18 protein-coding genes and 2 pseudogenes are annotated in these 21,847 nt (G+C 57.5%); 10 read left to right on the top strand and 10 right to left on the bottom strand.

The genetic code is table 11. The features are described from left to right. Nucleotides 1-75 precede the first annotated feature (75 nt). The 7 genes and pseudogenes from PSH57_RS14240 to istA all read right to left on the bottom strand — a co-directional run bounded on the left by PSH57_RS14240 (nt 76) and on the right by istA (nt 8,656). Nucleotides 76-1,278 carry a trans-sulfuration enzyme family protein gene (locus PSH57_RS14240; protein WP_305390247.1) on the bottom strand — a complete coding sequence of 401 codons (1,203 nt, stop codon included), beginning with the start codon at nt 1,276-1,278 and terminating at the stop codon, nt 76-78. A 52-nt stretch (nt 1,279-1,330) separates the two neighbouring features. Further along, a complete protein-coding gene (locus tag PSH57_RS14235; protein WP_305416666.1) occupies nt 1,331-2,749 on the bottom strand; it encodes an aldehyde dehydrogenase family protein in 1,419 nt (472 codons plus the stop codon). Between the two features lie 2 nt (nt 2,750-2,751). Further along, nucleotides 2,752-3,803: pseudogene (locus PSH57_RS14230) on the bottom strand (homoserine dehydrogenase). 117 nt (nt 3,804-3,920) lie between these two features. After that, a complete protein-coding gene (locus tag PSH57_RS14225; protein WP_305390245.1) occupies nt 3,921-4,358 on the bottom strand; it encodes an Lrp/AsnC family transcriptional regulator in 438 nt (145 codons plus the stop codon). A gap of 14 nt (nt 4,359-4,372) precedes the next feature. Beyond that, the gene (gene thrC / locus PSH57_RS14220) at nt 4,373-5,776 is read right to left on the bottom strand and encodes a threonine synthase (protein WP_305390243.1); all 1,404 of its coding nucleotides are present in this window, start codon (nt 5,774-5,776) and stop codon (nt 4,373-4,375) included. A gap of 588 nt (nt 5,777-6,364) precedes the next feature. Next, nucleotides 6,365-7,120 carry an IS21-like element ISPsy14 family helper ATPase IstB gene (gene istB / locus PSH57_RS14215; protein ID WP_305390241.1) on the bottom strand — a complete coding sequence of 252 codons (756 nt, stop codon included), beginning with the start codon at nt 7,118-7,120 and terminating at the stop codon, nt 6,365-6,367. Nucleotides 7,121-7,140: 20 nt separating this feature from the next. Next, a pseudogene (gene istA / locus PSH57_RS14210) lies at nt 7,141-8,656 on the bottom strand (IS21 family transposase). A 150-nt stretch (nt 8,657-8,806) separates the two neighbouring features. On the opposite strand from istA, the gene PSH57_RS14205 reads away from it, so the two are divergent. Then, the gene (locus PSH57_RS14205) at nt 8,807-9,148 is read left to right on the top strand and encodes a DinB family protein (protein ID WP_305390237.1); all 342 of its coding nucleotides are present in this window, start codon (nt 8,807-8,809) and stop codon (nt 9,146-9,148) included. A 54-nt stretch (nt 9,149-9,202) separates the two neighbouring features. On the opposite strand, the gene PSH57_RS14200 is transcribed toward PSH57_RS14205, so the two are convergent. Next, on the bottom strand, nt 9,203-10,096 hold the full coding sequence (locus PSH57_RS14200) for a dihydrodipicolinate synthase family protein (protein ID WP_305390235.1): 894 nt from the start codon (nt 10,094-10,096) through the stop codon (nt 9,203-9,205). A 29-nt stretch (nt 10,097-10,125) separates the two neighbouring features. Then, complete coding sequence (locus PSH57_RS14195) at nt 10,126-10,821, bottom strand: B3/B4 domain-containing protein (protein ID WP_305416662.1); 696 nt, start codon at nt 10,819-10,821, stop codon at nt 10,126-10,128. 161 nt (nt 10,822-10,982) lie between these two features. Between PSH57_RS14195 and PSH57_RS14190 the strand changes: the two genes are divergently transcribed. From PSH57_RS14190 to PSH57_RS14175, 4 genes are all read left to right on the top strand, one after another. After that, nucleotides 10,983-11,585 (top strand): helix-turn-helix domain-containing protein, encoded by a 603-nt coding sequence (locus tag PSH57_RS14190; RefSeq protein ID WP_305390231.1) that lies wholly within the window; start codon nt 10,983-10,985, stop codon nt 11,583-11,585. A gap of 113 nt (nt 11,586-11,698) precedes the next feature. Further along, a complete protein-coding gene (locus tag PSH57_RS14185; protein ID WP_305390229.1) occupies nt 11,699-12,160 on the top strand; it encodes a hypothetical protein in 462 nt (153 codons plus the stop codon). Continuing rightward, nucleotides 12,157-12,762, top strand: a complete 606-nt coding sequence (locus PSH57_RS14180; protein ID WP_305390227.1) for an SCO family protein — start codon at nt 12,157-12,159, stop codon at nt 12,760-12,762. The genes PSH57_RS14185 and PSH57_RS14180 overlap by 4 nt, the downstream gene beginning before the upstream one ends. Beyond that, nucleotides 12,762-13,244, top strand: a complete 483-nt coding sequence (locus PSH57_RS14175; RefSeq protein WP_305390225.1) for a copper chaperone PCu(A)C — start codon at nt 12,762-12,764, stop codon at nt 13,242-13,244. Before PSH57_RS14180 ends, PSH57_RS14175 begins: the two co-directional genes overlap by 1 nt. Before the next feature lie 48 nt (nt 13,245-13,292). Here PSH57_RS14175 and PSH57_RS14170 read toward each other — a convergent pair whose 3' ends face one another. After that, complete coding sequence (locus PSH57_RS14170) at nt 13,293-13,718, bottom strand: VOC family protein (RefSeq protein WP_256230273.1); 426 nt, start codon at nt 13,716-13,718, stop codon at nt 13,293-13,295. 101 nt (nt 13,719-13,819) lie between these two features. Between PSH57_RS14170 and PSH57_RS14165 the strand changes: the two genes are divergently transcribed. The 5 genes from PSH57_RS14165 (at nt 13,820) to PSH57_RS14145 (ending at nt 21,689) form a co-directional block, all read left to right on the top strand. Next, nucleotides 13,820-14,692, top strand: a complete 873-nt coding sequence (locus PSH57_RS14165; protein WP_305390223.1) for a LysR family transcriptional regulator — start codon at nt 13,820-13,822, stop codon at nt 14,690-14,692. A gap of 164 nt (nt 14,693-14,856) precedes the next feature. After that, nucleotides 14,857-15,621: a substrate-binding periplasmic protein gene (locus PSH57_RS14160; RefSeq protein ID WP_305390221.1), complete on the top strand. Its 765-nt coding sequence runs from the start codon at nt 14,857-14,859 to the stop codon at nt 15,619-15,621. 201 nt (nt 15,622-15,822) lie between these two features. Next, entirely contained in the window at nt 15,823-17,076 is a 1,254-nt protein-coding gene (mexE, locus tag PSH57_RS14155) for a multidrug efflux RND transporter periplasmic adaptor subunit MexE (RefSeq protein WP_305390219.1), read from the top strand. A 15-nt stretch (nt 17,077-17,091) separates the two neighbouring features. After that, nucleotides 17,092-20,271, top strand: a complete 3,180-nt coding sequence (locus PSH57_RS14150; RefSeq protein WP_305390217.1) for an efflux RND transporter permease subunit — start codon at nt 17,092-17,094, stop codon at nt 20,269-20,271. Then, a complete protein-coding gene (locus PSH57_RS14145; protein ID WP_305390215.1) occupies nt 20,268-21,689 on the top strand; it encodes an efflux transporter outer membrane subunit in 1,422 nt (473 codons plus the stop codon). Before PSH57_RS14150 ends, PSH57_RS14145 begins: the two co-directional genes overlap by 4 nt. The last annotated feature ends 158 nt before the right edge of the window (nt 21,690-21,847 follow it).

The following is a 21,847-nucleotide window of genomic DNA, read 5'->3' as shown; positions in this document are numbered from 1 at the left end:
CTTATTAAAAAGCCCCCCGCGAGCACGGCGGTAAAGACGGGTTGACCAACCCCTGGTTACATAACGCCTATCAAATCACTTGAATGTTGCATCCAGCGCGAATGTAATATCCTTGATCAAGTCATCTGGATCTTCCAGCCCGACAGAAAAACGCAAATGACCGTACTGGCGGAACTCTTCCGGGTACTTGTCAAAGCCACCCCGGCCTTCTGCCCCTACGTGCACGATCAGCGACTCGTCATGCCCCAAGGAAACGGCCGACGTGATGATGCGCAGATTCGACACAAAGCGGTTCTGGATATCAGGATCGCCCTCTACTGCAAACGCCATTACCGCACCATAGCCCTTGCCTGCAAATTGCCGACGCGCCAACTCGTGCTGCGGATGGGAAGGCAAACCGGGGTAGTAGACGTAGGCAATCCGATCATCGCCGTCCAGAAACTGAGCCAGCTTTTCAGCTGTGTTCAACAATTGCTTCAAACGCAGTGGCAACGTGACCGAACCGCGCATGATCATCCACGCGTTGAACGGGGAAATGGTCGCGCCGAGGTCAACCAATGCATCATTCTTAATCTTGTTGATCAACTGGTTGGAGCCGATCACCACCCCACCCATGGCGTCTCCATGACCATTGATGTACTTGGTCAATGAGTGAATGACAAAGTCGACGCCGTGTTGACTTGCACGGAAAAATGGAGGGGGCGTGAACGTGGCATCTACAGAGATCAGCGCGCCATGGGCGTGTGCAATCTCAGCCAATGCGGCAATATCTGCAACTTTGGTGGTGGGGTTAGCGATCGTTTCGGTGTGGATCAGCTTGGTATTGGGCCGAAAGGCATTACGCACCGATTCCAGATCACCGACGTCTACGAAGGTTGCTTCAATGCCGTAACGCTCAGGCAATAGTTCTGCGAAAAGCCGCCAGACCGCCTGGTAGGTGATGTCACTGACAATGACGTGGTCGCCACTTTTCAAGAATGAAAAAAACACCGAGTGCAAGGCAGCGACACCGGTCGCGAATACCACCGCGTCTTCACACCCCTCAAGGGCCGCAAGTTTCCTCTCAAGGCAGACCTGGTTGTGGCCTTGATTACGCGTGTACACGAGCCCATCCGGACTTGACCAGTCCATGGTTGCTGGGTCTTCCGGCAAGAGATAGGAATTCGCCATAACCAATGGCGTACGTACGGCGCCACTGGTTACATCCGCGACATTCCCGCCATGAACAGCCAGCGTCGCTGCAGACAATGTCGAAAGATTGTGCTTATCGGGGCGCATGTCGTTTTCCTCTTTATGGTTGTGTGATTCATTCTTGAGTCGAGCGAGTTGTTTAGCTTCCACTCACACCGTTAATACAAATGACCTTGGGTTGCGTCATATCTTCGTAAGCGAAACGTACCCCCTCACGGCCCATGCTCCCGTATTTGAAACCGCCGAAAGGCATTGCATCAAAACGGTAGTCGGAAGAGTCGTTGATCATCACTCCGCCTGCCTCCAGACGTTTAGCAGCGGTCATTGCAACGTTCAGATTGCTGGTAAAAATCCCGGCATGTAGGCTGTATTCAGGTTCGTTAGCCAGCGCCAACGCCTCATCCAGGGACGCGACGCTCTGGAGGATGACCACCGGACTGAACACTTCTTCGCACCACAACTTGCAATGGCGGTCGACACTTTCCAGCACGGTAGGTGAATAGAGCGAGCCGTTACGTGTGTTGCCAAACAACAAGGTGGCGCCTTTGGTAATGGCGTCATTGACCACATCTTCGGTACGCTCGGCTGCTGCCTTGGTAATCATCGGCCCCACGTCCGTCTGCTCATCAGCAGGGTTGCCGACGATCAACTTGCGAGTCTGTTCAACAAAGCGCGTTTTGAAGGCTTCGTAGAGTGGGGCCTCGATGAGGATCCGCTGAGTACCGATGCAGTTTTGACCGGCCGCCCAGAAAGCCCCCGACACGCATGAATCAACGGTTTCATCCAAATCACAATCAGCCATCACGATGACCGGTGCATTACCGCCAAGGTCCATCGCCAGCTTCTTGAGGCCGGCTGTGCGAGCGATCTGCTCACCGGTGACAAAGCCGCCTGTGAACGACACCATGCGCACGGCACGGTGAGCAACCAATGCCTTGCCCAACGCGGCGCCTCCTGTGGCGACAGTGACGACAACCGGCGGCAGGCCCGCATCGATCAAGCACTCCACCAGCTTGATCGCGGATAACGGTGTGAGCTCAGACGGTTTGAGAACAACCGCATTTCCCCCGGCAATAGCAGGTCCCAGTTTATGGGCAACCAGATTAAGCGGGTCGTTGTAGGGCGTGATGGCGACGATTACGCCTAACGGCTCACGCGTGAACCAGCCCTGACGAGATTCAGATCCGACATAGGCATCGAAAGGGATGACTTCACCGGCATTACGCTTGGCCTCTTCGGCAGACAATTTCAAGGTATTGACGCAGCGCAGCACCTCCTTTCTCGCCTGTTTCAAGGTTTTGCCAGACTCAGCAACGATCAGCCTGGCAAAGGCGTTCTTATCACGCTCAACTGAGTTTGCGGCTGTCTCCAGGATGCGTGCGCGCTCATGCCGTGCGAGATCCTTGGCAATCGAAGCCCCAAAAATGGCGGTGTCGATGATCGTGGTGGCTGATGATGCCGGCATATCGGCCACTTCACCCACCTTGCTACCGTCAAACGGGCTGAGCACCGTAATGGCCTTATAATAAGCAGCGAGCGAGAGACTCAAGCTATTCATGATTACTTACCTGGCGTGGTTTTGTGGTTGTGAATGCTCACGATGTCGGCGAGTAACGCGAAGGCGGTTTCGAAACGACCTGCCCCCGCCCCCACCACAGTGACGGGACCGAGAATGGCGGTGTTGAACGTGATTGCGTTGGTGGCTCCACTCACTGCTGAGAGCGCGTCGCTCTCGCTGGCAATAGCTGTGGACTCACCGAGGCCGTAATCGAGCCATCGCTCAGCTTTTCTGCACTGCCAATCAGCTTCCAACGGGCATTCGCTTTCGTCGCTTCGGCGATACCATTGGCTGTGATTCCAGAGATCCCCTTGCACAAGACATCGCTGGGTTTGAGTTTTGCGCCCAGCAGTTCATTGGCGAGGATGACGACCTTCAAGCGAACGTCGTGCCCTTCGACATCTGCTGTTGGATCGGCTTCTGCATAGCCCAACTCCTGGGCTTTTGCGACAGCACTGGAGAAGTCCAACCCTGTCTCCATGCTGGAGAGGACAAAGTTTGATGTACCGTTGAGAATCCCCTTGAATCCAGTGATTTCCGAACCCGCCAGTGACTCCTTGGCCAAACGGATAACCGGGGTCCCGCTCATGACAGAACCTTCGAACTCAAAGCGGGCACCGGTGCTATCGGCCAGCGTCTTCAAGCTTTGTGCATGCAGCGCCACGGGCCCTTTGTTGGTGGTCACGACACTGATGCCCCTCTCCAGCGCCCAGCGGCAGAAGGTCGTAGCCGGTTCACCGTCCAATGGGTTGGTGAAGGTTGCTTCAGCCACAATATCTGCACCAGAAAAGCGGATGACGGTTTCGTTCGCCGGTTCAGCACTGCCGCCGGGTAGCGTCCTGAAGCCACCCTTAGCAGCAGGCACTGCGGCCAATTCACGAGCGTCCAGGCCGTCCTTGTTAATTATGGAGCCGAGGTAAAGATCACTCACACCGACGATCTTCAAGGTAAAACCTAACTCATCGGCCCAGCGCGAGTTCTTATCGGCAACCAGCTGGGTCAGCGCGCGATTAACGCCACCAAAACCAAGCAACGCAATTTTGTATTCAGTCACGACAGAGTTCTCATTGTTATGTTGTGGTGCTGAGATAGTAAGCCGCCAACCTAACTTTACGAATATGGCAAACAGCACGTTGTTACGAGCAAAATGCTTATGCAATAGCGCAGCTTGCTACTTAGTGCTCGACAGCACAAAAGAGGTTACGGTATTCAGGACACCCGGCAGCGCCGAAATCTCACTCCATATCCTGTGGATGCGATCTGCATTCATCGCCTGAACCGTCAATACAATATCAAGATCACCACTCATCACATTACAGGCAATCACCTCAGGCATTGCACCCGCGGAGCGAACAACTTCCGAGTCGCGCATGCGGTCCTGACGATAAACAAAGATCAACGCATTAATGGGCCCGACATCGCTAGACGGCATACCTTTGATTATTGTGTACCCTCTAATATAACCGTCGCGTTCCAATCGCTCAATCCGCAGTCTGACTGCGTTCCTGGATAAATTAACTTTTAGGGCAATATCGTTGTGGGCTAACCGTGCATTTCGGCTGAGTTCCTCTAAAATCTTTTCATCAACTTTATCTAGAACACGTTTCATCTCTGGCTCCGATTTTATAACGAGTGAGACTCCGTGTCTTTGGATAAGGCCCTGACGAGCGAGGTCAGCGCCCCGATTTCGTTAGGAATTGAAGTGCAGTCATGTTCGCTCAACGCGGGAGCGACGCCTGCATGCTGGAGGCCGAAGATTTCCGACTTATCGGTTGCAGCACCAATCTTCGAGGGATGCGTCGTCGCGAGACAAATCATGGGAATCAGCAAGCTGCGTCTGCTTACACGTGCTGCGCGCAAGCCGATAGCGGTGTTGGGACTGACGAGATACCCGCTCTGTGTGAAGACCTCATGAATACACCTGAATGCATCCGCATCTTCCACCGCCAGCGAGTCAAACAATTTTCTCGCCTCCAACCATCCATCCTGCTCTAACTGGATAGTGCCCTCGCCTTCTAACAACTGCATGTTACGAGCTACTTTTTCTCCGCATCGATTTAAGATACTCCACTGTAAGCGCTCAAAATTAGAGGCCAATGAAACATTCATAGTGGGAGTTTTGGTCGTACGAATCTCATTTCGACTGTACAGATTTGATTGGAGAAAATGGTGCAGTCCAGCGTTAGCATTCGTGGCAACGATTAGCTGTCGAATGGGTAGTCCCATTTGCTTGGCCATATAACCGGCGTACAGGGCACCAAAATTCCCAGTTGGCACACTGAAAGCAACCTCTCTTTTAGGTGCGTCGAGCTGAAGAGCGGAATAAAAATAGAAGGAGAGGTGCGCAAGTATGCGAACCCAATGCACTGAGTTGAACGAAATAAGATGCTGCTGCGCATCATTATTTTGTTTTAGGAACTGCTCACACAAACGATGGCAATCAGAATAATCTCCGTCGATCGCAATGTTGACGACATTGCCTTCCTCTCCACTCAGTAAGCGTCGGTGATCTTCCGTCGTTAAACCCTTGGAAGGATGCAATACCAACAAAGTAACACTCTTCATTCCCGAAAAAGCTTTTATTGCAGCTGCGCCAGTATCTCCGCCTGTACAACCTACAATCAGCGCCTTCTTCCCAGACTTCAGTAAATCGTGATTGATAAAGCGAGACATCAATTGAAGGCCAACGTCTTGATAGACGCCTGACGGCCCATGAAACAACTCGAGTATCCACTCGTTACTTGCTGTCTGGTACAGCGGTGTCACTGCGCTGCTTTTAAAACAATCAAAGGTCTCCTCGAGCATCCGAGACAGCTGATCTTGCTCGATCCATCCCCCCAAAAATGGTTCGATTAAATAGCGAGCCAATTCATGAAAGGGCAACCATTCGAGCTTTGAGAGTTCCTCCTTTTTAAAGCGGGGAACCTTGTGCGGTACGTACAAGCCACCGTCAGGCGCGTACGACCCCATCAGCACCTCGCTGAATTCGAATGTTCTACCAGGGGTCCGCGTGCTGACGTACTTCATGATCCAAGACACCCTCAAGCCATTTCCGAGCGGGCCACCTGCAAGGTGGGGCTTTGCTGGAATTCAATGCGGTGGCGTTAATCGCCGTTGATCCAGCTTCACGCCATTGACTATAAAAGTCAATATAGTGACTATGCTATCTCGCCAACGGTATTCCGTTCCGTTACACGCCCCCCCTTTTTGTCCCAGTTCCGTGATGTGCCAGGGCCGACAATGCTTAAAAAATGGGAGAACACCATGTGTGCCAAGAACCTATTGCACTCGCTTTATCAGTACAAGGCATGGTCTGAGGAGGTGCTATTCAGGTGCTTGAAAGCGCCCATAGCAACGTCCTTCCCAGTAGAAATGGAGGAAGCCTGCTACTGGCTCAGGCACATCAATATCGTGGACCAGTTGTTCATCGCCAGACTGCAAGGAAAGCCGGAGGAATTTGACGACGTCGTCACTGAGCAACCGCAAGATGCGGATTCCACGACACTTGGACACTCAGCCCACGATCATTTGGACACTCGTTCCACGCGCACTTGGACATCTGATCCACGTCCACTTGGACAGGCAGTCGGAGCGCAGCGACGCAGGTTTGCATTGTTAGTCTGAAGTCCCTGCCGTCGTCAATTTCGTCACGCGCCTGCGCATCGATTCGCCCTTCAGTTCGATCCTATATGCGTTGTGCACCAGCCGGTCAAGGATCGCATCGCCCAAGGTCGGATCGCCGATCAGTGCGTGCCATTTGTCCACCGGCATCTGGCTAGTCACCAGCGTCGAGCGGTTGCCGTAGCGGTCGTCCAGCAGTTCAAGCATGTCGCGCCGCTGAGCAGCGGTAAACGGCGCCAAGCCCCAGTCATCCAGGATCAGCAGGTCGGTTTTGGCGTAGCCAGCCATTAGCTTGGAGAAGCGCCCATCGCCGTGGGCCAGGCCCAGTTCTTCCATCAAGCGTGGCAGGCGCAGATAGCGCACGCTGTAACCGTCGCGGCAGGCCTTATGAGCCAGCGCGCAGGCAAGCCAGGTTTTGCCTACACCAGTCGGGCCGCCGATGATCAGGTTCAGGCCATCGCGTAGCCATTGGCCGCTGCCCAATTGCAGGATCAGCGCCTTGTCCAGCCCGCGCGGGCTGCGGTAGTCGATGTCTTCCAGGCAGGCGTTATGGCGTAGTCGTGCGGCTTTGAGACGCGTAGTCAGGCGGGCGTCTTCGCGCTCGGTCAGCTCGCGGTCGACCATCAGGCCGAGGCGCTCGTCGAAGCTGAGATCGTTGATGTCAGGCGTTGCGTGTTGTTCGCCAAGCGCCTTGATCATGCCGTGCAGGCGCAGGGTTTGTAGCTTGTCGAGGGTCGGGTTGGGCAGCATTTGGGTGCTCCTTTTTCAGGTCAGTGGTAGTAGCCGGGGCCACGCAGGTTGATGTGCTCGTCGGGCAGTAACGGCAGGTTTTGCTGGGCAAGAGGTAGCCGTTCCAGGCCTTGGCGCAGGATCGATTCGAGGCTCTTGTAACTGCATGCGCCTAGGGCCAGCGCACGCTGGCACGCGGCTTCCAGCCGCGCTTCGCCGTGCTGCTTGCTCAGGCGCAGGATGCCCAGGCAGGCGCGGAAGCCATGCTGCGGGTGGATTCGGCGTTCGAGGATGTAGGCGATGACACCGGCCGTATTCGGGCCCGTCTGCTCAGCCCAGAGGATCAGCCGTTGCGGTGTCCATTCGGCGTGTTCGCGATGGCTCTTGGGCATGTGCTCGGTTTGGGTGGTGTGGCGGCCTTTATGCTGCGAGCGTAGATGGCTGGCCACGCGCTGGTTGGCGTGGAAGCACTCCACCGTTTGCGCGGTCAACCGCACTTCAAGTTGGTGCTTCACCAACTGGTACGGCACTGAGTAAAAATGGCCGTCGACTTCGACGTGGTAGTCGATGTGCACCCGCACCTTTTTCCATTCGGCGTAGACGTAGGGATGTTCCGGCAGTGCTTGCAGTGCCGGCTGGTCGATAGCCTCGAAGGCTGACCGGCGCGAGCCGGGCAGCTTTTTGAAGGGCTTCTGATTGAGCCGATCCAGCAGCAGTCCGATGGCCGTGTTGAGTTCGCCCAGCGAGAAGAACTGGCGGTTGCGCAGCACCGCCAGGATCCAGCGCTCGACCACTTGAACACCGACTTCGACCTTGGCTTTGTCCTTGGGTTTTCGTGAGCGAGCAGGCAATACGGCCACGCCGTAATGCTCGGCGAGATCGCGGTAACTGGGGTTGATATCGGGCTCGTAACGATGCGCTTTGGTAAACGCCGCTGCGCAGATTGTCGGGCACCAGGATCTGTGCGGTGCCGCCGAAAAAAGCAAAACAGCGGGCGTGCGAGCCCAGCCAGTCGGGCAGTTTCTGCGACCAGGTGGCCTCGGCGAAGGTGTAGCTGGAGGCGCCGAGGACGGCGACGAATATCTGGGCCTGGCGGATCTCTCCGGTTCGCCGGTCGATGATCGGCACGGTCTGACCCGCGTAATCGACGAACAGCTTTTCGCCGGCGCGATGTTCCTGGCGCATGACCACGTCGACCTTGGCGGCCCAGAGCCGGTAGTGCTCGCAGAACCAGCTGTACTGGAAGCCTTGCGGGTGCGCCAGTCGATATTCCTGCCAGAGCAAGGCCAGAGTCACGCCGGGGCGGCGCAGCTCGGCATGCGCCCAAGCCCAATCAGGCATCGGCCTTTGATCGCTGGGAACTGTTGGTGCTGGCGGAAACAGGCATCGCTCCAGCTCGGCGTCCGACAATGATGTCGGCCAAGTCAGCCCGCAAGCGTTGAAACGGTGCAGGTAATTGCCGGCACTGCCGCTGCTGATGCGCAGACTGGCGGCGATCTTGCGCACGGACAGGCCGGCGTCGAACTTTAGGCGTAGTACCTCTCGGATTTTACGCATGGATATACGCTCCACGACGACCTCTTCGCTTCGATAAAAGAGGCCGATGGTAGTGAATAGTCCTGCGTTGCCGCCTGCCTGAGCGTGGATCGGATCAGTGAGAAATCACTGTCCAAGTGCTCGTGGAATCAGTGTCCAAGTGGCCGTGGAATGAGTGTCCAAGTCAGCGTGGAATCGCTGTCCAAGTGTTCGTGGAATGGGTGTCCAAATGCGCGTGGAATCCGCACGCAAGACCTGCGTCAGCTAGAAGAGGCATTCACAAAGGCAAATCAATGGTTTGTTGACTACACAAAATCAGTCACTGCAACGGAGCTGTCTGAACCTGTGGCATTTATCTTCAAAGACGGCAAACCGGGCAACATGACCAAGGAGCAAATCCTTGCTCATGTGCTTTCTCATGGCCTTCAGCATCGAGGAGGTGTTGGCACGATCCTGCCCAGGGAAATCCTGGAGGGACACCAGGACCATTTCACGACGTTTTTGAAACTGTAGACAGTTGGGTTTCTGCCTCCTCAACCATGATGAGCCAGAATGCTCCCGCGGTGCTCAGCTCAATTCAAGCGCATCTATCACTGCTGCAATTTGCTCGCGTCCTTCTCCTGCAATGGTTCTGAGTGGCAAAGGTACACTCGGAGAGTGAGTAAACCCGCGTAGCTCCGCCGCTGTTGCTATCACTCGAAAGCTACCGCCAAATTGCCTGAACAAAGCCCAAAGCGGCTTCAACGATTCAGAAAGGCGCACGGCTTCAGCGGCGTCCCCTGACAATGCAGCTCGCGTGATGGCGAGCGCTGTGTTGGGGAACAAACCGCCCATGACGGAGTACCAGGCATCGCAGCCGGCATTCATGCCAATAGCAGCTAACGCATCTCCGCTTATTCCGATCGTCACGTGGCTCGGAATCAATTTTCGCAGACGTTCCACGCGCTCCCTGGCCAGGTGCGGCGCGTCGGGGACGCCCGGAATTTTGATTGACCTGACGTTGGGTAGCTCCGCGATACGCCCATGTAACTCATCGGTAAAATCGAAATGGGTGGTACCCGGATTGTCATAGACACATAGCGGAACTGAGACGTTGGCCGAAACCCTTTCGTACATCGAAAAAACATCGTCCTGAGTCAGTTTTTGATATGACACGGGTGGCAGCAACAAGGCTTTGACTCCCACGGCTTGCGCATCCTCAGCCAGCAGCAAAACGTCGCGTGTACGCAGCGCGCCGATACTCACCATCACAGGCACACCCTCCGCGGCCTCTACTGCCAACTGAGCAACTCGAGAACGTTCGGCTCGGGAAAGATACGCATAACTTCCGGTGGATCCGAGAGCCCCGATGGAATCTACTTTCGCCGCCACCAGTTGCTGCACAAGACGGGTAAAAGCAATTTCGTCCACACCCTGCTCATCCATAGGCGTCAGAGGAAATGCACTAAGGCCGGTAAACATCGTCATCACTCCCAGCAGTGGTCTGTCGACTATTGGACCCCAGGTCCAATCAATGAGCTTTCGATCTGGACGCCTGGCATCATTTGCTGCAACCCTTCGATCAGCTTGTCCCCCGCCTCCGTCAAGGCTTCAAGCGGCATCGCCGGCAAACTCTCCAGAATGAACCACATGCACTTCGCATCAGCACCGAGACGGGTCCTGACACCTTGCCGCCAATTCCAGCGACGGCAGGTCACACCTTTGTCATCACGCCAGACAACCTCGCCGGCGTCTGGATACTCGAAAGCAGGAGCACCCTCTTTCATGGTGTCAAAAGGCTCAGTGCCATCTGCGACTACCAGCCGTGGGGAACCCACATAGGCTTCAATGTTTTCCCCGCCAACCGGGATGGCATACTCAATGCTGATGGCGTTGTAGAGATCGACGATGGGATCCAAGCTCGGCAAGCTGCCGTCACGTAAAACCCGTTTACGCAGTGCTTCAGCTGAACAAGGCGTGCGCTGCGGCTTGGCCCCGAACTTTCGGAATGTTTCAGCCCATGCGGCCAGATGGGCCTCTCCCCAGCTTGGCCCACCTTCCTGCACAGCCTTGCAAGCACGGTCCAGCGCGCCCTGAGCTACCTCAGGATGAGCCAGTGGCGCAGCTTCCACCACAACGCTCAGGGCCCTGAACTCCGGAGCCAATTCTGCAACGGCTTGATCGATCAACGGCAGTACGGACAGCATCAAAAACCTCCAGGAACCCAAATGTCATTTCATGCTAGCCAGCGACGACCAATAAAGTCAATATAATGACTGATATCATCTACTATAACGTGTATGCAGATTGACGGAGCGATTGTTAAAGGCTGAGAATCCCCACACATTTTTTCTCATGACCCTCATCAATGACCACGAATAACAGCCTGTCGACTACCCCGGGTGCTGACGCTCAAACCGTCAGCCTGGCCGTTGCGCGCACACTCAAACAGGCGCGCAAAGCACAGAAGATCACGTTGGATGAGCTTTCCCGCCGCTCAGGGGTGAGCAAAGGAATGGTCGTCGAAATTGAGAAATGTACGGCGAACCCCAGTATCGGCATCCTTTGCAAAATTGCCGCCGCGCTTGGGCTGTCTGTTGCAGACGTCGTCAATGTGACCGAAGCCCCATCCGCCCATATCATCGACAGCCAAGACATCCCCACGCTCTGGACCGGTGACCTGGGAGGAACGGCGCGCCTTCTGGCGGGAACGTCCGGCCCTAATATGATCGAGCTGTGGCGTTGGGAAATGCACCCAGGCGAATCCTTCGCTTCGCAGGGGCATCCTCAGGGCACGCTTGAACTGTTTCATGTGGAGAAAGGCACGCTGAAATGCGTGGTAGGGGAAACAGAGTTGGTCATACCTGCGGGAAGCTCGGCGGTGGCCAAAACCGATGTACCTCACTCCTATTCCAACGCTGGCAGATCCAGGTTGGTGTTCACCATGTCCGTGACGGAGATCCATCAGTAGATACCCGACAGACTGGCAACCAGTGAGCATCTGCAAAGCGGGCGAACCAGACAATTTCAAAAGGGCTGTGCCACCGAAAGCCATCAAGTCCCACGCAGGATTACCGCCAGGGTGTGCGCTCGCAACTGCTCGAGCATCACATGCAACTGGGGGCATATTTGAAATTTTTCTGCCTGAATATAGTTCTAGAGCCCAGTCAAAATGTTTTTTGGCGATCCGGACAGCCTCTGAAACGCTACCCGATGACCGGCCTGCTGACCAAGGGCATGGCGGTGATCCAACTGTCGAACAACGGAGTCAAGACATCGACATCCAGCCCTGACAAATCATTTCTGTCGCCCCGAAGGTTGCTGAAGTCGAAGATGATCTCCCGAGCGCATGTGTGTGCGGTTCTTAAGGGGACAATCACAGAATCGCCTGTCACCTTTTCTTACACCTTTTGTCGCCCCACGCCGTTCTGCCCGGTGATCGCAAACCGGCGCAGCAGCGCACTTTGGTATCATGCGCCGCTTTTATGGCTAACCCGCCCGCCAGTCCTGCCGACTGACGGGCATGCAAAAGGCGGTAATAAATGACGGCTTTGTTGACTCGCCGCAAGGTGATTGCAGGCATGGGCGTGCTCGGGCTGGGCCTGGTCGCCGGCTGCGACACGCGTGGCGAACTGTCGTACAAGTACGGCAAGGATCTGAGCGACAAGATTCTGGGGCGTACCTTCAAGCTCAAGGACACCGAAGGCAACACCCAGTCGCTGTCGAGTTTTCGCGGCATGATGCCGATGGTTTTCTTTGGCTTTACCCAGTGCCCAGCGATCTGTCCGACCACCCTGGCCCGGGCTGCGACCATCAAGAAGTTGATGGGACGCGACGGCGAGCGGCTTCAGGTGATCTTCATCACCCTGGATCCTGAGCGCGATACTCCGCAAATCCTCGACGCCTACGTCAAGACGTTCGACCCTTCCTTCGTCGCTCTGTACGGCACACTCGAAGAAACCGCGGCCACGGCCAAAGAGTTCGATGTGTTCTACGAAAAAGTGCCGGCAGGCTCTACTTACACCCTGTCGCACACCGCCACCAGTTTTGTCTACGACTCCCGGGGTACGTTGCGCCTGGGGCTGTCTCAATCCCTTTCGGCACAAGAGTGTACCGAAGATCTGCTGACTGTCATGGAGGTCTGCTGATGCGCCCTGTTTTGAACAGAATCCTCACAAACGCTGTAATCGGTCTGGCATTGCTAGGGTTCGCGTTCCAGGTTTCGGCGCAAGCCAAAGTCGATGACGTTTGGGTACGCGCCACCGTTGCGAACCAGTCCGCAACGGGCGCGTTCATGACCGTCACCGCCGACAGCGACAGCAAACTGCTCAGCGTGACCTCCCCCGTGGCCAGGGACGTGCAGATACACGAAATGACCATGAGCAACGACGTGATGAGAATGGGGCCGGTGGCATCCGTCAATCTGCCAGCGGGCAAGGCCGTCAGTTTTGATCCAAACGGCTATCACGTGATGCTGATGGGCCTGACCGGCCAAATGAAAGAAGGCGATAGCGTTGCGCTGACCCTGACGGTTGAAAATGCCAGGGGCGAGCAAGAAACGGTTGATGTGCAAGCACCGGTTCGGGCGCTTAACAATATGGACGGTCGCGATCACAGCAAGATGCATTGAGCGCTTTGTAAGCAGGCGCAGCCCTGCGCCTGTCCACCTTTGTTTGTATTACTTTGCAAAGAGCTGGCTCATATCCTTGAACGCCTTGAATTCAAGCGCGTTACCACAGGGATCGAACAGAAACATCGTGGCCTGCTCGCCAACCTGGCCCTTGAAACGAATGTAGGGCTCAATCACAAACTCGGTGCCGAAGGATTTCAATCGCTCGGCCAGCGCTTCCCATTCTTCCCAGCCCAGAATTATGCCGAAGTGAGGAACAGGTACGTCATGGCCGTCTACCGGATTGCTATGGACGCTCTCTTGGGAAGCAGTCTTTGGTTGCTCATGGATCACCAGTTGATGGCCGTAAAAGTTGAAGTCGACCCATTGGGCGCTTGAGCGACCCTCTGGCAGTCCAAACACTTCACCGTAAAAAGTGCGTGCGCCAGCGAGGTCGTAAACCGGAATTGCGAGGTGGAAGGGAGAGAGGCTCATCAGGATTCCTTTTGTTTTTTTGCGGATGAAGCCATCGTAAGGCGCCGCCGAACGCAAAAAAATCAATATATATTGCTTAGAAACACAATTAATATTTGTGAATGATCAAAGAACTCAAGACACTCATCGCCGTAGCACGGGAAGGCACATTCGCCGCGGCAGGGAACCGGATCGGCCTCACCCAGGCCGCGGTGAGCGCACAGATCCAGCGCCTGGAGGCGCAGCTGGGTTTCGAAATATTCGATAGGAAAGGACGCTCGGCTCACCTTAACCGCAAGGGACACCAGGTACTCCTGCAGGCGCAAGAGTTGCTTCGCCTCTACGACAATCTGGGCGGCGGCACTGCGGAGCTTACAGCCAGCGTCCTGATCAACATCGGCGCCATTGCGTCGGTCCAGCGCTCCTATCTGCCGGATGCGCTGGCCAGGTTCCACCAACAATGTCCCCAGTGCCGTACACGGGTACTCCCAGGGGTGTCGATGGAGTTGGTAAACCTGGTGGATGCTGGCGAAATCGACATGGCGGCCATTATTCGTCCGCCCTTCCCCCTTCAAAACGACCTGCGCTGGACGACTCTGGCGCTTGAGCCCTATCGACTGATTGTTCCGCGCGAAGTGTCGGGAGAGGATTGGGCTGCACTCCTTTCCAGCCTTCCATTTATCCGATACGACCGCGCATCATTTGGCGGCAGGCAGGTGGATCGTTTCCTGCGGCAAATGCACTTCACTTTGCGCGAGGTGTGCGAGCTGGATGAACTGGAGGCCATCATCAAGCTGGTTGAAAACGGTGTAGGCGTGGCATTGGTGCCGCAGACAGCCGCTCATCATGATTGGCCGGCAGGTGTGCGAGCCCTCGACCTTGGACCGCACGCCTTCCATCGGGATATCGGGCTCGTGCATCGGTCCAGCCTCGCCGAACCGGTGCGAATACTGGCCCAACTGATTGCTGAACAAGCCAGGACCCGTCTCGGGTAAACAAGGTTTTTGTCGGCTGGATGATCTATACCTTCAGATACACGCAGTCAGGCCGACAGCGTTGATAGGTACTAATAAAAAGCCGTGGTGAACATGGCAGGACGATGTTTCCGGCGCCGTGCGTTTGGAACGGCGCATCACTTTCAATGCCTGAAGTATCGATCATGAGCCGGATCAAATGTGTATTGGAAGGCCGTACAAAAGCACTTTCGCGCCTATGTCTGGTGCTGCCGATGCTGATTGTCTGTAGCGCGTACGCCGCACCCTTGACGATTGAACTGCACATACTGGACGCACCACCGCTGACGTTTGTCGATGACCCCAAGGGGCACGGAATTGTCGGTGATGTGGCCGTGGCGGCCATGGCCAAGGCCGGGTATGCCGTGCAGCTCCATATCCTCCCCTGGGCCCGGTCGCAGAAGCACGTCAGCGAACAGCGCAATCACTTGATCGCGCCGCTGTCGCGTACACCGGAACGTGAGGATCGCTTCACCTGGATCGCTTCGGTCATGCCCATGGAGCGAGCCTTCTTCACCCTCGACCGGCCAGTGAGCAGCTTCGCCGAAGCCCGGCAAACCTTCCGCAAAATCGGCGTCGGCCTGGGAAGCGCGCAGCAGGAGATCCTGCGCACCGAAGGGTTCAGCGACGACCAGATCTATCCGCTGGCCATCGGCGACAACCCTGCCCAGATGCTCTTGATGGGACGTATCGACGCCTGGTTCAACGGCGTCCCTGAGAGTCGGTACATTTGGCCAAAGGTGTCCAAGCGCAAACTGCTCATGAGTCCGGTCAATAGCAGCGCCGATCTCTATCTGGCCTGCTCCAGACGCTGTTCGCCGAAGATGGTCGAGAAGCTGCGCGCAGCCATTGAAAGCCTGCGCGCCAGCGGCGAGATCCAGCGCATCCATGACCGCTACCTGCCGCAGTAGCGTTCTTGCCGTTCAGCGCCTCCGGCAACCTGAAGGGATATCAACAAAATTGATAGCAGCCTAACGAAAGCCCTCAGCTAGAGGGCTGGGCGATGTCTTATATCATTCCGAATGATAGTTACCTTTGCTTCATTCGATTCGTGCCTCACCGCCTCCCCCCGCATGATCCGCCCATCTCAATACTCTTGGCGGATACTATCCATGGAATATTCACTTTCAAAACTGCGCTTTCCCCTCGCACTGATGGCGGTGCTGGTGATGAGTGCATGCGGCAAGACCCCTGATACGGCGGCGTCCATGCCGGCGGCCAAAGTCAGTGTGGCGAAGGTGCTGGAACAACCGGTCAACGAGTGGGACGAATTCACCGGGCGCCTCGAGGCGCCGGAAACCGTCGAGATCCGACCCCGCGTTTCAGGGCAGATCGACAACGTAGCGTTCACCGAAGGCGCTCTGGTCAAGAAAGGTGATTTGCTGTTCCAGATCGACCCGCGTCCCTTCCAGGCAGAAGTGCGTCGCCTCGACGCCCAACTGGCTCAGGCCCGAGCCACCGCCACCCGCAGCGAGAACGAAGCCAAGCGTGGCGAGCGTCTGCGTTTGAGCAACGCCATCTCCGCCGAGCTGGCGGATTCGCGCACCAGCGCTGCTCAGGAAGCCCGTGCTGCGGCAGCGGCGATCCAGGCACAACTGGACCTGGCCAAACTGAACCTGAGCTTCACCCGGGTCACGTCGCCTATCAGCGGTCGCGTCAGCCGTGCGGACATCACCGCCGGTAACCTGGTGACCGCCGATGTCACGCCGCTTACCAGCGTGGTGTCCACTGACAAGGTCTACGCCTACTTCGATGCCGACGAGCGTGTCTTCCTCAAATACACCCGCCTCGCTCGCGACGGCCAGCGTGGTCAGGCCACTCCGGTCTACATGGGCCTGTCCAACGAGGAAGGTAATCCGCACCTGGGCCATATGAATTTCATCGACAACCAGGTCAATCCGCAGACCGGCACCATCCGTGGCCGCGCGGTGTTCGACAACAAGGATGGCGCCTACACCCCTGGGCTGTATGCCCGACTGAAGCTGGTGGGCAGCGGCACTTATTCGGCCGTGCTGATCAACGACGAAGCTGTCGGTACCGACCTGGGCAAGAAATTCGTGCTGGTGATGGACGCCGACAACAAGCCGGCGTATCGCGCCGTCGAACTGGGGCCGAAGATCGAAGGCCTGCGCATCGTGCGCAATGGTCTGAGCAAGGACGACACCATCATCGTCAAAGGGCTGCAACGGGCCCGTCCGGGTTCGCCGGTCACGCCTGAAACCATACCGATGGCCAGCGACGAAACCATCGCCGCCCTGGCACAACAACGAAAAGCGCTCGAAGCCAGCAACCTGCCCCAAGTCGCACCCGCCAAGGCTGCGCCCGAATCGGCAGGCAAACTGGCCGCTGCGACCCCACGCGGTTAAGGAACTGAACTCAAGATGAAATTTTCCCAGTTCTTCATTTCGCGGCCGATCTTCGCAGCGGTGCTTTCGCTGCTGATCCTGATCGCCGGCGCCATCTCACTGTTCCAGTTGCCGATCAGCGAATACCCGGAAGTCGTGCCGCCGACCGTGGTCGTGCGTGCCAACTTCCCGGGCGCCAACCCCAAGGTCATCGGCGAAACCGTGGCCGCGCCCCTGGAGCAAGCCATCACCGGCGTCGAGAACATGCTGTACATGTCCTCGCAATCCACCGCCGATGGCAAGATCACCCTGACCATCACCTTCGCGCTGGGCACCGATCTGGACAACGCCCAGGTGCAGGTGCAGAACCGTGTCACCCGGACCGAACCCAAGTTGCCGGAAGAAGTCACCCGGATCGGCATCACGGTGGACAAGGCATCGCCCGACCTGACCATGGTTGTGCACTTGACCTCGCCGGACCAGCGCTACGACATGCTTTACCTGTCCAACTATGCCCTGCTCAACATCAAGGATGAGCTGGCGCGCCTGGGCGGCGTGGGTGATGTGCAGCTGTTTGGCATGGGGGACTATTCCCTGCGGGTCTGGCTTGACCCGAACAAGACTGCTTCGCGCAACCTGACTGCCACCGACGTGGTCACCGCCATCCGCGAACAGAACCGCCAGGTCGCCGCCGGTGCCCTGGGCGCGCCTCCGGCACCCAATGCCCAGGCATTCCAGCTCTCGATCAACACTCAGGGACGCCTGGTGAATGAGGAAGAGTTCGAGAACATCATTATTCGTTCCGGCGAGAACGGTGAAATCACCCGCCTCAAAGACATCGCACGAGTGGAGCTAGGCTCCAGTCAATACGCCCTGCGCTCATTGCTCGACAACCAGCCGGCGGTGGCGATCCCGATCTTCCAGCGGCCTGGTTCCAACGCCATCCAGATCTCCAATGACGTTCGCGCCAAGATGGACGAACTCAAGCAGAACTTCCCTGCGGGGATGGACTACAGCATCGTCTATGACCCGACGATCTTCGTGCGCGGCTCCATCGAGGCAGTGGTCCACACCCTGTTTGAAGCGCTGATCCTCGTGGTGCTGGTGGTGATCCTGTTCCTGCAGACCTGGCGCGCTTCGATCATTCCGCTGGTAGCCGTGCCGGTATCGCTGATCGGTACGTTCGCCGTGATGCACCTGTTCGGGTTCTCGCTGAATGCGCTCTCGCTGTTCGGGCTGGTCCTGGCGATCGGTATCGTGGTGGACGATGCCATTGTGGTGGTGGAGAACGTCGAACGGAACATCGGCTTGGGCCTGACTCCGGTCGAAGCCACCAAACGCGCCATGGGCGAAGTGACCGGGCCGATCATCGCGACGGCACTGGTGCTGTGCGCAGTATTCGTGCCGGCGGCGTTCATCAGTGGCTTGACCGGGCAATTCTATAAGCAGTTCGCCTTGACCATTGCCATCTCCACGGTGATCTCGGCATTCAACTCTCTGACCCTGTCGCCAGCGCTGGCTGCGGTGCTGCTCAAGAGTCATGACGCGCCCAAAGACCGTTTTTCCAGGTTCCTGGACAAGATTTTCGGTGGCTGGTTGTTCCGTCCGTTCAACCGCTTCTTCGACCGTGCCAGCCACAGCTACGTAGGCACAGTAGCCCGCGTGATCCGCAGCAGCGGCATCGCCTTGCTGGTCTACGCAGGCTTGATGGGGCTGACGTTCTTCGGGTTCTCCAACACCCCGACCGGTTTCGTACCGGGCCAGGACAAGCAATACCTGGTGGCCTTCGCCCAACTGCCGGATGCCGCGAGCCTGGACCGCACCGAAGACGTGATCAAACGCATGTCGGACATGGCCCTCAAGCAACCGGGCGTTGAAAGCGCCGTGGCCTTCCCCGGCCTGTCGATCAACGGTTTCACCAACAGCCCGAACGCCGGCATCGTGTTCGTGACCCTCAAGCCTTTCGACGAGCGCAAGGACCCAGGCATGTCTGCCGGGGCTATTGCCGGGGCCTTGAACGGCCAGTACTCGGAAATCCAGGAAGCCTACATGGCGATCTTCCCGCCGCCGCCGGTACAGGGCCTGGGCACGATCGGTGGTTTCCGCCTGCAAATCGAAGACCGGGGCAACCTGGGCTACGACGAGCTGTACAAAGAAACCATGAACATCATCACCAAGAGTCACAACGTGCCGGAACTGGCCGGGCTGTTCACCAGCTACACCGTGAACGTGCCCCAGGTCGATGCCGCCATCGATCGCGAAAAAGCCAAGACCCACGGCGTGGCCGTCAGTGACATCTTCGACACCCTGCAGATTTACCTGGGTTCGCTGTATGCCAACGACTTCAACCGCTTTGGCCGCACTTATCAGGTCAACGTTCAGGCCGAGCAGCAATTCCGCCTGGAGTCGGACCAGATCGGCCAGCTCAAGGTGCGCAACAACCGTGGCGAGATGATCCCGCTGGCGACCTTCATCAAGGTCAGCGACACCTCGGGGCCTGACCGCGTAATGCATTACAACGGCTTCATCACCGCGGAAATCAACGGTGCCGCCGCCCCGGGCTACAGCTCCGGCCAGGCTGAAAAAGCCATTGAAAAACTGCTCAAGGACGAATTGCCCAACGGCATGACTTACGAGTGGACCGACCTGACCTACCAGCAGATCCTTTCGGGCAACACCGCGCTGTTCGTGTTCCCGCTCTGCGTCCTGCTGGCGTTCCTGGTGCTGGCGGCACAGTACGAAAGCTGGAGCCTGCCGCTGGCGGTGATCCTGATCGTACCGATGACCCTGCTGTCGGCGATTACCGGGGTGATTCTCTCCGGCGGCGACAACAACATCTTTACCCAGATCGGATTGATCGTACTGGTGGGACTTGCCTGCAAAAACGCCATTCTGATCGTCGAGTTCGCCAAGGATAAACAGCTCGAGGGCATGAACCCCCTGGCTGCGGTGCTGGAGGCCTGCCGCCTGCGTCTGCGGCCGATCCTGATGACCTCCTTCGCGTTCATCATGGGCGTAGTGCCGCTGGTCTTCTCTAGCGGTGCTGGTGCGGAAATGCGCCATGCCATGGGGGTCGCGGTGTTCTCGGGGATGCTCGGGGTGACCTTCTTCGGCCTGTTGCTCACGCCAGTGTTCTATGTACTGATCCGCAACTTCGTCGAGCGCAGCGAGGCCCGCAAAGCGGCCCGGGCGTTGAAACTGGAGGCGCAACAATGAGTTTGAAAGTGTTTGTGCCGAGCCTGCTGGTACTGGCCTTGAGTGCGTGTGCCGTAGGCCCGGACTACAAGGCCCCGCAAACGGACGCGGCGAACATCACCACCGCCACCGACGGTGCCGCCGGTCAGAAGAATTTCGACCGGGCCCGTTTCGAAGGGATCTGGTGGCAGCAGTTCGAAGACCCGACGCTCAATGCGCTGGTAACCCGTTCCCTGGAAGGCAACCGCGAGTTACGCGTGGCGTTCGCCCGTTTGCGAGCGGCCCGGGCGATACGCGACGACGCCAGCAATGACGTCATGCCGACCATTACCAGCCGCGCCAGCAGCAACCTGGGCAAAGGCCAGGTCCCGGGAGAAACCACCGACCGGGTCAGCACCGAACGTTATGACCTGGGCCTGGACATGGCCTGGGAGCTGGACTTGTTCGGGCGCATCCGGCGCAATCTGGAAGCCACCGATGCCGATCAGCAGGCGGTCGAAGCCGATCTCTATCAGTTGCAGGTGACCATGATCGCCGAACTGGTGGACGCTTACGGTCAACTGCGTGGCGCCCAGCTACGGGAAAAAATCGCCCTGGCGAACCTTGGAAACCAACAGGCGTCGCGCAAAATCACCGAAAGTCTGCGTGATGCCGGCGTCGGCGATCAGCTCGACGTGGTCCGCGCCGATGCGCGCCTGGCCTCAGTCGAAGCCAGCGTGCCGCAGTTGCAGGCCGAACAGGTACGCCAGCGCAACCGCATCGCTACCTTGCTGGGCGAACGCCCGGACAAACTGAGCGTGGACCTGAGCCCTAAACAGCTGCCAGCCATCGCCAAGGCGCTGCCGATTGGCGATCCGGGCGAACTGCTGCAACGTCGCCCGGACATTCTCAGCGCCGAGCGCCAACTCGCTGCCGCCACCGCGCGCATCGGTGTGGCCAAGGCGGACCTGTTCCCACGGGTCAGCCTCAGCGGTTTCCTGGGCTTCACCGCCGGGCGCGGTTCGCAGATCGGCTCATCGGCGGCCAATGCCTGGGCGCTGGGGCCAAGCATCACCTGGGCCGCCTTCGACTTGGGCAGCGTGCGGGCTCGTATGCGCGGTGCCGACGCCGAGGCTGACGGCGCGTTGGCGACCTACGAACAGCAAGTGCTGCTGGCCCTGGAGGAATCGGAAAACGCCTTCAGCGACTACGGCAAGCGCCAGCAACGCCTGATTTCACTGATTCGTCAGAGCGAATCGAGCCGAGCCGCTGCTGACCTGGCGCAAATCCGCTACCGCGAAGGCACTGTGGATTTCCTCGTCCTGCTTGACGCCCAACGAGAACGCCTGGCCGCCGAGGACACTCAGGCCCAGGCCGAAGTGGACCTGTATCGCGGCATTGTCGCGATCTACAAGGCCCTGGGCGGTGGCTGGAAACCGGAAACCGTAGCCAGCAACTGACCGACCGTATTCAACCGAGCTCCTTTGGTTGGCCGCAACCAACCAAATTTTTGCCCCGCCTCCCATGTTGGACGCGGGGCTTTTTTTGCCTGCCGCAAACCCAGTCTCTTGCGGAGCACCGAATCGAGGTTCGCCGCAGCTCCATTGTGGGAGCGGGC

This window comes from Pseudomonas hefeiensis, assembly GCF_030687835.1.
GTDB lineage: Bacteria > Pseudomonadota > Gammaproteobacteria > Pseudomonadales > Pseudomonadaceae > Aquipseudomonas > Aquipseudomonas hefeiensis.
The sequence above is the reverse complement of the archived record's forward strand: the minus strand, read 5'-3'. Positions and strand labels throughout refer to the sequence as shown.